The organism is Ancylobacter aquaticus (assembly GCF_004339465.1).
GTDB classification, from domain to species: domain Bacteria; phylum Pseudomonadota; class Alphaproteobacteria; order Rhizobiales; family Xanthobacteraceae; genus Ancylobacter; species Ancylobacter aquaticus.
The window spans coordinates 590926-604415 of sequence record NZ_SMFY01000002.1; the positions used below are offsets into that span (position 1 = coordinate 590926).

General features: G+C 65.6%; 13 protein-coding genes. All 13 read right to left on the reverse strand.

What is annotated here, in order from left to right:
- Window positions 1-382: 382 nt before the first annotated feature.
- The gene (locus EV667_RS12325) at window positions 383-658 is read right to left on the reverse strand and encodes a DUF1467 family protein (protein WP_131835635.1); all 276 of its coding nucleotides are present in this window, start codon (window positions 656-658) and stop codon (window positions 383-385) included.
- 9 nt (window positions 659-667) lie between these two features.
- The gene (gene mce / locus EV667_RS12330; RefSeq protein WP_131835636.1) at window positions 668-1072 is read right to left on the reverse strand and encodes a methylmalonyl-CoA epimerase; all 405 of its coding nucleotides are present in this window, start codon (window positions 1070-1072) and stop codon (window positions 668-670) included.
- A 129-nt stretch (window positions 1073-1201) separates the two neighbouring features.
- Window positions 1202-2830 (reverse strand): ribonuclease J, encoded by a 1629-nt coding sequence (locus EV667_RS12335; protein ID WP_425359037.1) that lies wholly within the window; start codon window positions 2828-2830, stop codon window positions 1202-1204.
- A gap of 71 nt (window positions 2831-2901) precedes the next feature.
- The gene (locus EV667_RS12340; RefSeq protein WP_131835638.1) at window positions 2902-3657 is read right to left on the reverse strand and encodes a biotin--[acetyl-CoA-carboxylase] ligase; all 756 of its coding nucleotides are present in this window, start codon (window positions 3655-3657) and stop codon (window positions 2902-2904) included.
- Between the two features lie 2 nt (window positions 3658-3659).
- A complete protein-coding gene (nuoN, locus tag EV667_RS12345; protein ID WP_131835639.1) occupies window positions 3660-5087 on the reverse strand; it encodes an NADH-quinone oxidoreductase subunit NuoN in 1428 nt (475 codons plus the stop codon).
- A 31-nt stretch (window positions 5088-5118) separates the two neighbouring features.
- Window positions 5119-6633: an NADH-quinone oxidoreductase subunit M gene (locus EV667_RS12350; protein ID WP_131835640.1), complete on the reverse strand. Its 1515-nt coding sequence runs from the start codon at window positions 6631-6633 to the stop codon at window positions 5119-5121.
- A complete protein-coding gene (gene nuoL, locus EV667_RS12355) occupies window positions 6633-8564 on the reverse strand; it encodes an NADH-quinone oxidoreductase subunit L (protein ID WP_131835641.1) in 1932 nt (643 codons plus the stop codon). The genes EV667_RS12350 and nuoL overlap by 1 nt, the downstream gene beginning before the upstream one ends.
- A gap of 9 nt (window positions 8565-8573) precedes the next feature.
- Window positions 8574-8879, reverse strand: coding sequence for an NADH-quinone oxidoreductase subunit NuoK (gene nuoK, locus EV667_RS12360; RefSeq protein ID WP_131835642.1), 306 nt, complete (start codon window positions 8877-8879; stop codon window positions 8574-8576).
- A gap of 2 nt (window positions 8880-8881) precedes the next feature.
- Window positions 8882-9487, reverse strand: coding sequence for an NADH-quinone oxidoreductase subunit J (locus EV667_RS12365; RefSeq protein WP_131835643.1), 606 nt, complete (start codon window positions 9485-9487; stop codon window positions 8882-8884).
- Window positions 9488-9596: 109 nt separating this feature from the next.
- Window positions 9597-10085, reverse strand: a complete 489-nt coding sequence (nuoI, locus tag EV667_RS12370; protein ID WP_131835644.1) for an NADH-quinone oxidoreductase subunit NuoI — start codon at window positions 10083-10085, stop codon at window positions 9597-9599.
- 10 nt (window positions 10086-10095) lie between these two features.
- Window positions 10096-10359, reverse strand: coding sequence for a hypothetical protein (locus EV667_RS12375; RefSeq protein WP_131835645.1), 264 nt, complete (start codon window positions 10357-10359; stop codon window positions 10096-10098).
- Between the two features lies 1 nt (window position 10360).
- Window positions 10361-11392 (reverse strand): NADH-quinone oxidoreductase subunit NuoH, encoded by a 1032-nt coding sequence (nuoH, locus tag EV667_RS12380; protein ID WP_131835646.1) that lies wholly within the window; start codon window positions 11390-11392, stop codon window positions 10361-10363.
- A gap of 13 nt (window positions 11393-11405) precedes the next feature.
- The gene (nuoG, locus tag EV667_RS12385) at window positions 11406-13484 is read right to left on the reverse strand and encodes an NADH-quinone oxidoreductase subunit NuoG (RefSeq protein ID WP_131835647.1); all 2079 of its coding nucleotides are present in this window, start codon (window positions 13482-13484) and stop codon (window positions 11406-11408) included.
- Window positions 13485-13490: the final 6 nt, after the last annotated feature.

Sequence of the window (13490 nt, forward strand, 5' to 3'; positions counted from 1 at the left end):
CGCGGCAGCGATGGCGGAGTGAAACCGGATCGTCCGGCAAAAGACAAGCCCTTGCGCCCTCCCCGCACCGTGAAGCGGCGCGCCCTGCCTGTGTTTGGGGCGATAGCGTGCCAGCGCGCCCAATTTTGTTGCAATGCACCATGGCTCTATTGCGACGCAAGGATGACAAGGTCGTATTTTCTGCTTTATGGTGCCGGTCTCTAGAAAGAGGTCCGCTGAACGCTTCCAAGCGTGCAGAATGGTCCAGGTCTCGGGAGGAATGACGGCTAAGAAAGCCCCCTGGCAGACGTCGAAACGGCGCGGAATCAGGTGCGGGCGGCCAGACAAGGAAGGCGGGACTTCGGTCCCGCCTCTTTTTTTGCCTCGATTCCGGCGGGGCCGGCTATTTCATCTCGTAGAGATTGAACGGCATGGGAAACATGTCGAGGCGCAGCCGCTCGGTTTCCACCAGCCAGGCGAAGAGCAGCACGATCACCGCCGCAACCACCGTCGTCACCAGCGCCTTGCGCAGCAGCAGCGGCCGCTGCGGCGCCCCCGGCTCGGTGCCGTCGGTCACGGTGCCGTCCTCGTGCTGGGAGCGCACGCCGAAGGGCAGCACGGCGAAGATCACCACCCACCAGACAATGAAATAGATCGCGAAATAGGTACCGACGCCCATGGTGCCGCCTTACGCCTGTTCCAGCTCGACCAGCGTGCCGAGAAAATCCTTCGGGTGCAGAAAGAGCACCGGCTTGCCATGCGCGCCGGGGCGCGGCTCGCCCGAGCCCAGCACCCGGGCTCCCGCCGCCACCAGCCGGTCGCGGGCGGCAACGATGTCGTCGACCTCGTAGCACAGATGGTGGATGCCGCCCTCGGGGTTGCGGTCGAGGAACCGCGTGATCGGCGAGTTCTCGCCGAGCGCGCCCAGCAATTCGATCTTGGTGTTGGGCAGGGTGACGAAAACCGTGTTCACCCCATGCTCGGCCTGGGGCTCGATGGCGGAAACCTCGCCCCCCAGAGTGTCGCGATAGGTCGCGATCGCCGCCTCCAAGTCCGGCACGGCGATGGCGACGTGGTTCAGACGGCCGATCATGCAGGTCCCCTCCCCGTTCAGCCCCGCCCGGGACAAGATCCCCGGGCGTTTCGGCGGCAGTACCGGGAGAGTACGCGCGCCGCGCGGGATATGGTCACTTTCCGCGCGGCGTGGCACCCGGCCGGGCTTTCATACCGTGATGACAAGCACATGGCAGAGCGGCTTCTTGCCCCAGGCGGCGTTGATCTGCCCGCGCACCGCCCGCGTGACCGATTCAGCCACCGCGTCGGGATCGCGCCGGCGGCCCTTCGGAAGGCCGTCGAGACAGTTCAGAACCGCGTCTTCCACCACCTCGTCAAGCGGCGTACCGCCAAGGCCGAGGCGCGGCAGGCCGGACAGGTCGATCATCGGGTCGCCCACCACCTCGCCCTTGGACGACATGGCGATGGCCACAGAAACCAGCCCGCTGAAGGAGAGCCGCCGGCGCTCGGCAACCGCCGGGTCGTCGGCGGCGATCAGCACCTGCCCATCCTTGTAAAGCTTGCCGGCATGGATCTCCTCGATCACCTCGGCACTGAGCGAGGGATCGGCGCTGATCAGGCGCACCACGTCGCCATCGACCAACCGGATCACCTCGCGCACGCCCATGCGGCGGGCAAGCTCGGCATGCTCGTGCAGGTGCAGCGGCTCGCCATGCACCGGCACCGCCACCTGCGGGCGCAGCCATTGGTACATCTGCTCCATCTCGCCGCGACGCGGATGACCGGATACGTGCACCAGCCCGTCGCGGTCGGTGATGACCTTCACCCCCTGCAGGATCAGCGCATTGATGATGCGGTTCACCGGCCGCTCGTTGCCGGGGATGGTGCGCGAGGAGAAGATTACCTGGTCGCCCGGCGACAGCGCGATCTCGGGATGGTCGTCATCGGCGATACGCGCCAGCGCGGCGCGGGGCTCGCCCTGGCTGCCGGTGAGGATCGCCACCACCTTGTCGCGCGGCAGGAAGCCATAGGCGTCGGCCGAGCGGAACGGCGGCAGGCCGTCGAGCATGTGCTGCTCGCGTGCCACCCCGATCACCCGCTCCATCGCCCGCCCGACCAGCACGACCTCGCGGCCGTTCTTCATCGCCGCCTCGGCGATGGAACGGATGCGCGCCACATTGGAGGCAAAGGTCGTCACCGCGACCCGGTTCGGCGCGGCGCCGATCAGTTCGGTGAGCACCTTCTGCACGTCGACTTCCGAGGGCGAGATGCCGTCGCGAATGGCGTTGGTGGAATCGCAGATGACCGCCCGCACGCCCTCGTCGCCCAGCGCCGAGAAGCGCACGGGATCGGTGACGTTGCCGACCACCGGCGTCGGGTCGATCTTCCAGTCGCCCGTATGCACCACCATGCCCAGCGGGGTGCGGATGGCCAGCGCGTGGCTGTCCGGGATCGAATGCGCCACCGGCACGAATTCGACATCGAACGGGCCAATGCTGGTGCGCCCGCCGGTGGGTACGATGTGGAAGGGAATCTTGGGCGCCCCCGGCTCGCCCAGGCGCCGCGCCTCGGCCAGCGCATGGGTGAAGGGGGTGGTGTAGACGGTGCAGCGCAGGCGCGGCCACAGATCGACCAGCGCGCCGACATGGTCCTCATGCCCATGGGTGATGACCAGACCGACCAGATTGCCCGCCTCCGCCTCGCGTTCGAGGAACGCGACATCGGGCATGATCAGGTCGATGCCCGGCACTTCCGGAGGAGCGAAGGAGATGCCGAGATCGACCGCGAGCCATTTACGCCGGTTGCGTGGCCCCAGACCATACAGCCCGAGATTCATCCCGATCTCGCCGACCCCACCGAGGGGAGCGAAGACCAGTTCGTCCGGCCACTTGCTCACATTCCTGCCTTTCACACTGGCGCGGCGGGCGTGGGAAACACGTCGCCGGCGCTGATCGTCTCGCGCACGCCGTCGGGACGGCGCAGAACCATGGCACCCGAAAAATCGAGTGCCTCGAATACTCCCTCGACCTCGCGGCTGCCAAGCCTCGCGGTCACGGCCGTGCCAAGGCCCTGCGCCCGGCGCAGCCACGCTTCGCGGGTGCGGGCAAATCCCGTCCCCCGCTCCCATTCGGCAAGCCGCTCGCCCATCGCCACGTCGAGCGCGGCGAGCAGGGCGGGCGGGTCGGTCGGATAGCCGGATGCGGCAAGATCCGTCGTCGGATAGGTCGTGTTGGCTGGATGGTGCGCGCAATTCACCCCGAAGCCAATCACCGTCGCCGCCTGCCCGCCCGGGGGCACGGCCCCCTCAAGCAGGATGCCGGCGAGCTTGGCGCCGTCGATCATCACGTCGTTCGGCCATTTCAGGCCAATGCGCAAGGGGTCGATGCCGGTAACGGCGCGCACCGCGTCATAAAGCGCCAGCGCGGCGACGAAGCAGAGTTCGGGTTGGCGCGCCACCGGCCCGGCGTCCACCAGAAGCAGCGAGGCATAAAGATTGCCCGGCTCGGAGGCCCAGGGGCGGCCCCGCCGACCGCGCCCGCCGGTCTGCCGCTCGGCGACAAACCAGCGCGGCGCCGCACCGCCCGCCTCGGCGAGAGCAGCCTCATTGGTCGAACCGACCGTAGCGAAACGGACGACCGGCGTGGCAACCGGCGTGGGCGCCATTCTCAGAAGAGCGCCCGGGCCGCCACACCCGCCGCCGCGATCAGCGGCGCCGGATAAACGAAGAACAGCAGCGTGAAGGCGCCGGACACGGCGAGCACGACCTTCGGCTCCGAGCGCATTGGCATGAAGGGCGCCGCCGGCTCATCGAAATACATGATCTTGACGATGCGCAGATAGTAGAACGCGCCGACCACGCTGGTGAGCACGCCGATGACGGCAAGCGCATACAGCCCGGATTCGATGGCGGCGAGGAAGACGTAGTACTTGGCCAGGAACCCGGCCAGCGGCGGAATGCCGGCCAGCGAGAACATCAGCGCCGCCAGCATGAACGCCTTCACCGGGCTGGTATGGGCAAGCCCCGCCAGCTCGTCATAGGTCTCGACCATGCCGTCCTTGCGCCGCATCGACAGGATGCAGGCAAAGGTGCCGAGCGTCATCGCCATGTAGATGGCCATGTAGACCAGAACGCCCTGCACGCCCTGCTCGGTGCCGGCGGCGAGGCCGACCAGCGCGAAGCCCATATGGCCGATCGAGGAGTAAGCCATCAGGCGCTTGAAATTGCGCTGGCCGATAGCGCCGAACGAGCCCAGCGCCATGGAGGCGATGGATACGAAGACGACGATCTGCTGCCACTGGTGGGTGACATTGGGCAGCGCCTCCATGGCGAAGCGCACGAACACCGCCATCGCCGCCACCTTCGGCGCCGAAGCGAAGAACGCCGTCACCGGCGCCGGCGCGCCTTCATAGACGTCCGGCGTCCACATGTGGAACGGCACCGCCGACACCTTGAAGCACAGGCCGGCAAACATGAAGACGATGCCGAAGATGAGACCCAGCGAGGGCTCGCGGGCGGACAGCGCGATCTGCGCGAAGTTCACCGAGCCGGTGAAGCCGTAGATCAGCGAGGCGCCGTAAAGCAGCATGCCGGAGGACAAGGCGCCGAGCACGAAATACTTCAGGCCGGCCTCGGTGGAGCGCACGGAATCGCGGTTGTTGGCCGCGATCACGTAAAGCGCCAGGCTCATCAGTTCGAGGCCCATATAGAGCGCGATCAGGTCGCCGGCCGAGATCAGCATCATCATGCCGAGCGTCGAAAGCAGCACCAGGATCGCGTATTCAAAGCGGTCCTGCTTCTCGGCCTTCAGCCAATCCACCGACATCGCCAGCGTGCCGCCGGCGCCGAGCAGCGCCAGCACTTTCATGAAGCGGCCGAAGGCGTCGACATGGAACGCGCCGTTGAACAGCGTCGCGTTGGTCGGCCCCAGCAGCACCAGCACCAGCGCCGCGAACAGGGCGGCGAGCGCCAGCCCGTTCACCGTATCGGTCGATTTCGGTCCGGCAAAGGCGCCCAACATCAGCAACGCCAAGGCGGAGAAGGCCAGCAGCAGTTCGGGCAGCGCGGGGCCGAGCGCGGCGAGGGTGAGGGTCATTGAACGGGCTCCGCGATGGTCATGTGTCGGATCAAGGCAGCACCAGCGCGGCGGCCTTGATGGCGCCGGCCGCAACATCGGCGCGCGCGACAATCGCGTTCACCGCAACATTGCAGGCGTCGAGGATCGGCTGCGGCCAGATGCCGAACAGGATGGTGAAGAACAGCAGCGGAACGAGCGTGGCCAGTTCGCGCGGGCTCACATCCTGGATGTTCTTCAGGCTTTCCTTCTCCAGCGCGCCGAAGACGACCCGTCGATAGAGCCAGAGCGCATAGGCGGCGGAAAGGATGACGCCCGTGGTGGCGAAGAAGGCTACCCAGGTGTTGCGCCCGAAGGCGGCCAGCAGGGTCAGGAACTCGCCGACGAAGCCCGACGTCCCCGGCAGGCCGACATTGGCCATGGTGAAGACCATGAACAGCGTGGCGTAGACGGGCATGCGGAAGACGAGGCCGCCATAGGCCGCGATCTCGCGGGTGTGCATGCGGTCATAGAGGACGCCCACGCACAGGAACAGCGCGCCCGACACAAAGCCGTGGCTGACCATCTGGAACACCGCGCCCTGGATGCCCTCCTGCGTCAGCGTGAAGATGCCCATCGTCACGTAGCCCATATGGGCGACGGAGGAGTAGGCAATCAGCTTCTTCATGTCATCCTGCCGCAGCGCGACCAGCGACGTGTAGACGATCGCGATCACCGAGAGGGTGAAGACGAAGGGCGCGAAATAGGTCGAGGCATCGGGGAACATGGGCAGCGAGAAGCGCAGCAGGCCGTAGCCGCCCATCTTCAGCATGATCGCCGCCAGGATCACCGAACCCGCCGTTGGCGCCTCGACATGCGCGTCGGGAAGCCAGGTATGCACCGGCCACATCGGCATTTTCACCGCGAAGGAGGCGAAGAAGGCGATCCAGAGCCAGTACTGCATGCCCTCCGGGAAATCGTGCTTCAGGAGAACGGCGATGTCGGTGGTGCCCGCCTGCCAGTAGATGGCCATGATGGCGAGCATCATCAGCACCGAACCGGCCAACGTGTAGAGGAAGAACTTGAACGCAGCGTAGACCTTACGCCCATGCCCCCAAATGCCGATGATAAGGAACATCGGGATCAGGCCGCCCTCGAAGAAGAAGTAGAACAGCAGCAGATCGAGGACGGAGAAGGTGCCGATCATCAGCGTTTCGAGCACCAGGAAGCAGATCATGTACTCCTTCACGCGGTGCTGGATCGCGTCCCAGCTCGCGAGAATGCACATGGGCATGAGCAGCGTCGTCAGCAGCACGAAGGGCAGCGAAATGCCGTCGACGCCCATCCGGTAGGCGGCGACGTCGCCGAGCCAGGCCTGGTACTCGACGAACTGGAAATCGGGATTCGACGGGTCGAAGCCAAACAGCAACAGCAGCGAGATGACGAAGGTGACGAGGGTCGCCCACAGCGCCACCCAGCGGGCGTTGCGCTTGGCCACCTCGTCGTCGCCGCGGATCATCAGGATGATCAGCAGCGCACCGACCAGCGGCAGGAACGTGACGACGGAAAGAATGGGCCAGTCGTACATCAGTGCGCGCCCCCGAACATGAACCAGGTGATGAAGGCTGCGACACCCACCAGCATCACGAACGCATAGTGGTAGAGATAGCCGGTCTGCAGCCGCACGACGCGGTTGGTCACGTCGATGACGCGGGCTGAGACGCCGTTCGGGCCGTAGCCGTCAATGACCCGCATGTCGCCCTGCTTCCACAGGAAGCTGCCGAGCCACATGGTCGGGCGCACGATCAGGAAGTCATAGATCTCGTCAAAGTACCACTTGTTGAGAAGGAAGCGGTACAGCACGTCGTTCTGCTTGGCGAGCGCCTTGGGAACGGCGGTGTTGGCGATGTACATCCAGTAGGCGATGGCGAAGCCGATCGCCATCATCACCGTCGGGGCCCATTTCGCCCAGGCCGGGATGTGGTGCATCTCTTCGAGGATCTTGTTGTCCGAGGCCATGAAGATCGACTCCCGGAAGAAGTGATCCACGTCGTGCCCGACGAAATAGGGGTAGAGTATCATGCCGGCGAAGAGCGCCCCGAGCGAAAGCACGCCAAGCGGGATCAGCATGGTCAGCGGCGATTCATGCGCGTGGTCGAAGGTGTGGTGGTCCGCGCGCGTCTTGCCGTGGAAGGTCATGAACATCTGCCGCCAGGTGTAGAAGGCGGTGAGCGCTGCCGCCGCGACCGTCATCACCCAGGCATAGGTGGCGAAGGGGCTGTGGCTGACGAAGGCGGTCTCGATGATCGCGTCCTTGGAGAAATAGCCGGCGGTGAAGGGGAAGCCCGTCAGCGCCAGGCCGCCGATCAGCATGGTGGCATAGGTGAAGGGAATCTTCCGCCACAGGCCGCCCATGTGGCGCATGTCCTGCTCATGGTGCATCGCGTGGATGACCGAGCCGGCGGCAAGGAACAGCAGCGCCTTGAAGAAGCCGTGGGTCAGCAGGTGGAACACGCCGACCGAATAGGCACCCGTGCCGAGCGCGGTGAACATGTAGCCGAGCTGCGAGCAGGTGGAATAGGCGATCACCCGCTTGATGTCGTTCTGCACGCAGCCGATCGTCGCCGCGAAGAAGGCGGTGGACGCACCGACGAACAGAACCACGTTCAGCGCCGTCGTCGAGAGTTCAAACAGCGGCGACATGCGCGCCACCATGAACACCCCGGCCGTCACCATGGTCGCCGCGTGAATGAGCGCGGAGACCGGGGTCGGGCCTTCCATGGCGTCCGGCAGCCAGGTGTGCAGGCCGAGCTGCGCCGACTTACCCATGGCGCCGATGAACAGCAGCAGGCAGATCACCGTCGGCGCGTGCCACTCATGGCCGAGGAACAGGATGTTCTTGTCCATCAGCGCCGGAGCGGCGGCGAACACCTGCTCGAAGGCCACCGAGCCGGTCATCAGGTAAATGGCGAAGATGCCCAGCGCGAAGCCGAAATCGCCGACGCGGTTGACGATGAACGCCTTCATCGCCGCCGCACAGGCCGAGGGCTTGTCGTACCAGAAGCCGATCAGCAGATAGGACGCAAGGCCCACGCCCTCCCAGCCGAAGAACAGCTGCACGAGGTTGTCGCTCGTCACCAGCATCAGCATGGCGAAGGTGAACAGCGAGAGATAGGCGAAGAAGCGGGGCCGGCTCGGGTCCTCGTGCATGTACCCCATGGAGTACAGGTGCACGAGCGAGGACACCGTGGTTACGAGGATCAGCATCACCGCTGTGAGGGTGTCGACGCGGATCGCCCAGGTGACGACAAGGTCGCCCGAGGCCATCCAGGTGAACTGCTCGACCGTGCCGTCATGGCCGCCAAAGGCGGTCTGGAAGAACACGATCCACGCGAAGAAGGCGGAGAGGGCGAGCAGCCCGGTCGTGACCAGCTCCGAGGCGCGTGCGCCAATCAGCCGGCCGAACAGGCCGGCGATGAGGAAGCCGACAAGGGGGAGAAATACGATCGCCTGGTACATGAAGCCCGCTCAACCCTTCATGGTGTTGATGTCCTCGACGGCGATCGACCCGCGATTGCGGTAGAACACCACGAGGATGGCGAGGCCGATGGCGGCCTCTGCGGCGGCGACCGTCAGCACGAACAGGGCAAAGACCTGTCCGACGATGTTGCCGAGGAAGATCGAAAAGGCGACGAGGTTGATGTTCACCGCCAGCAGGATGAGCTCGATCGACATCAGAATGACGATGACGTTCTTCCGGTTGAGGAAGATACCGAGCGTGCCCAACGTGAACAGGATCGCCGCGACAGTCAGATAATGGGGAAGGCCGATCATGCTCAGAGCCCCTTGCCTGACGGCACCTTGACGACGTCGATCGCCATCGCCTTGGTGCGCGCATTCTGGACCGGGATGCTCTGGCGCTTGACGTTCTCCTTGTGACGGAGCGTCAGCACGATGGCACCGATCATGGCAACCAGCAGGATGAAACCGGCCGCCTGGAAGAAGTAGACATAATCCGTGTACAGCACCCGGCCGATCGCCACCGCGTTCGACACTTCCGGCGCGGCCGAAGTCACGGCGCCGGTGACGCCCGCACCGAAGGTCCAGGAACCAACCACCAGCACCAGCTCGGCGAGGAAGACCAGCCCGATCAGCACGCCAACCGGCAGATATTGCAGGAAGCCCTGGCGAAGCTCGACGAAATCGACGTCGAGCATCATCACCACGAACAGGAACAGCACCGCCACCGCGCCGACATACACGACGATGAGAAGCATCGCGATGTACTCGGCGCCGATCAGGATGAACAGGCCCGAGGCGTTGACGAAGGTCAGGATCAGGAACAGCACCGAATGAACCGGGTTCCGCGACGCGATGACCATGAAGGCCGAGGCCACGGCGACCCCGGCGAAGAGATAGAAGAACAGCGCAGCGAGGCTCATGCCCGGCCCCCCTCAATCAGTCCGGCGCCCGTCATCCCGGCGGTCGCGGCGCGAAGGGCCTTGGCGGCCCGTATCGTTTCGGTCTTCACGTTCCCAGCCCCCTGCGCGCTCAACGGTACGGCGCATCCAGCGCCATGTTGCGCGCGATCTCGCGCTCCCAGCGGTCGCCATTCGCGAGCAGCTTGGCCTTGTCGTAGTAGAGTTCTTCGCGCGTCTCGGTGGCGAACTCGAAGTTCGGCCCCTCGACGATGGCATCCACCGGGCAGGCTTCCTGACAGAAACCGCAATAGATGCACTTCACCATGTCGATGTCGTAACGGGTGGTGCGGCGGGTGCCGTCATTGCGGCGCGGGCCGGCCTCGATGGTGATGGCCTGCGCCGGGCAGATCGCCTCGCAGAGCTTGCAGGCGATGCAGCGCTCTTCGCCGTTGGGATAGCGGCGCAGCACATGCTCGCCCCGGAAGCGCGGAGACACCGGGTTCTTCTCGAAGGGGTAGTTTATGGTCGCCTTCGGCTTGAAGAAATAACGCATCGCCAGGAAGAACGCCGAGACGAACTCGGTGAGCAGCAGCTGGCGTGCGGCCAGATCCAATCTCATGTCGCTCTCCTCAATCGGCCATGGCCGCGGCAAGGCCGAAGCCCACCAGCGGCATCGAAACGGCGAAAACGCGGATGACCGTCTTCCACCATGAAATCACTCCCGCCAGCTGGTCAGAATCCAGCTTGCGGGCCTCCTTGGAACCGCGGATCGACGTTTCGACGATCCCCGGCAGAATGAACCATTCGAGGGCACCGAAGACGGCACCCGCAGCCGCGCCCGCCCAGCCTATGGCGGACGCTTCCATCAGGGCGTGAAGCGTGCCCTCATCCATCTCATCCCCCTGCGGCCATGCCGCTGAAGTGCAGGACGGAGGCCACGATCACGACCATCGCCAGCGAGATCGGCAGGAACACCTTCCAGCCGAGCCGCATGAGCTGGTCATAGCGGTAGCGCGGGACCATCGCCTTCACCATGGCGAACATGAAGAAGACCAGAAGTACCTTGAGCAGGAACCAGATGATGCCCGGCACCCAGGTAAACGGCGCCACCGGCACCGGCGGCAGCCAGCCACCCATGAACAGGATGGCGGTCAGCGCGCACATGGTCATGATCGCCACATACTCGCCGAGCATGAACATCATGTACGGCGTGGAGCCGTACTCCACCATGAAGCCGGCGACCAGCTCCGATTCCGCTTCTCCCAGATCGAAGGGCGGGCGGTTGGTCTCGGCGAGCGCCGAGATGAAGAAGATCACGAACATCGGGAACAGCGGCAGCCAGTACCAGCCGAGGATGCCCCACGGGGTGTTCTGCGCCTCGACGATGGCCGTCAGGTTCAGCGAGCCGGCGCAGAGCAGCACGGTGACGATGACGAAGCCGATCGAGACTTCATAAGACACCATCTGCGCGGCAGCGCGTAGCGCCGACAGGAACGGGTATTTCGAGTTCGACGCCCAGCCGGCCATGATGGTGCCGTACACGCCGAGCGAGGAAATGGCGAAAATGTAGAGCACGCCGACATTGATGTCCGCGACCACCCATCCGGCGTCGATCGGCACCACCGCCCAGGCGGCCAGCGCCAGCAAGCAGGTGACGAAGGGCGCCAGCAGGAACACGCCCTTATTGGCGCCGTCGGGTATCACCGGCTCCTTCAGCACGAATTTGAGCAGGTCGGCGAAGGACTGGAACAGGCCGAACGGCCCGACCACGTTGGGGCCGCGTCGAAGCTGCACCGCCGCCCAGATCTTGCGATCGGCCAGCAGCACATAGGCGACGACGATCAGCAGGCCGACCAGCAGCGCGAGGCTCTGGGCGACGATGATGAGCACCTGTATCAGCGTGTCGAACCAAGTCGTTTCGGTCATGTGCTCCCTCCCCTCACTCGGCCGCCGCCGCGAGGCGGCTGGACGCGAGCGCGGAGCATTCGGCCATCACGGCAGACGCGCGTGCGATCGGATTGGTGAGATAGAAATCGGTGACGACGCCCCGGAACGGCCCGCTCACCGGCGTTCCACTCGCCGAGGCCAGCGCGGTTACGCCGGCCGGGTCCGCCGGGGTCACATGGTCGATCCGGGCCAGATGCGGATGCGCCGCATAGAGCGCCGCGCGAAGCTGCGCCAGATTGTCGAACGGCAGGCGATGGCCGACGACGTCGGACAGGGCGCGCAGCACGGCCCAGTCCTCGCGCGCCTCGCCGGGCGGGAAGGCGGCGCGGTTGGCGATCTGCGCCCGCCCTTCCGTGTTCACGTAAGTGCCGGACTTCTCTGTGTAGGCGGCGCCCGGCAGGATGACGTCGGCGCGATGGGCGCCGCGATCGCCATGGGTGCCGAGATAGACCACGAAGGCCCCCGGGGCGATGTCGATCTCGTCGGCGCCGAGGGCGAACACCACATCGGCGCCGCCGGCATTGGTCATCGTCACCGCGTCGAGCCCGTTCTCATCAGGCACCGCGCCGATATCGAGCGCACCGACGCGGGAGGCGGCCGTGTGCAGCACGCAGAAGCCGTTCCAGCCTTCCGCCACCGCGCCGACACCGACCGCCACGCGGGCGGCCAGCGCCAGCACCGCCGCCCCGTCAGCACGGGCGAGAGCGCCCTGCCCGATCAGGATCAGCGGACGCTTGGCGCCCTTCAGCGTCTCGGCAAAGCTGCCGCTGGCGAGCAGGTCCGCCAGCGTGTCGGAACCGGCGCCGAGATAGTCATAGGGGTAGGTCAGATCGACCGGCTCGCCGATCAGGCCAATCGGGAAGCCCCCCTGCAGCCAGCGCTTGCGGATGCGGGCATTGAGCACGCTCGCCTCAAGGCGCGGGTTGGAGCCGATGATCAGCAGCGCATCCGCCTGCTCGATGCCGGCAATGGTGGCGTTGAACAGATAGCTGGCGCGGCCGAGCGACGGGTCGATCTTCGCCCCGTCCTGGCGGCAGTCAATGCTGGACGAGCCGAGCGCGGCCAGCAGCGCCTTCAGCGCGAACGCCTCTTCCACCGAGGCGAGATCGCCAACCAGCCCGCCGATGCGGTTGCCGGGCACGCCCTTCACCTTCTCGGCGATAGCGGCGAAGGCTTGGGGCCAGCTCGCTGGCGTCAGCTTGCCGCCGACGCGCACATAGGGGCGATCGAGGCGCTGGGTTTTCAGACCGTCCCAGATGTAGCGGGTCTTGTCGGAGATCCACTCCTCGTTCACGTCCTCATTCAGACGCGGGAGGACGCGCATGACCTCGCGGCCGCGCGTGTCGACGCGGATGTTGGAGCCGACGGCGTCCATCACGTCGATGGACTCGGTCTTCGTGAGCTCCCAGGGTCGGGCATGGTAGGCATAGGGCCGCTGCGTCAGCGCGCCGACCGGGCAGAGGTCGGCGACATTGCCCTGGAGTTCCGAGGACATCGCCGCTTCGAGATAGGTGGTGATCTCCATGTCCTCGCCGCGCCCGATGGCGCCGAGCTCGGCGACCCCCGCCACCTCGGTGGTGAAGCGCACACAGCGGGTGCACTGGATGCAGCGCGTCATCGAGGTCTTGATCAGCGGGCCGATATATTTGTCCTCGACCGCGCGCTTGTTCTCGGCATAGCGGGACGTGTCCACGCCATAGGCCATGGCCTGGTCCTGCAGGTCGCACTCACCGCCCTGGTCGCAGATCGGGCAGTCGAGCGGGTGGTTGATGAGCAGGAACTCCATCACCCCTTCGCGCGCCTTCTTCACCATCGGGCTCTTGGTGAGCACGACGGGCGGCTCGCCATTCGGGCCTGGGCGCAGGTCGCGTACATTCATCGCGCAGCTTGCCGTCGGCTTGGGCGGACCACCCTTCACCTCGACAAGGCACATGCGGCAATTGCCGGCGATTGACAGCCGCTCATGGAAGCAGAAGCGCGGGATTTCCGCGCCCGCCGCCTCGCAGGCCTGGAGCAGCGTGAACTCCGGCGGAACATCAAGCTCGATGTCGTCGACGATGATCTTGGCCATGATGCT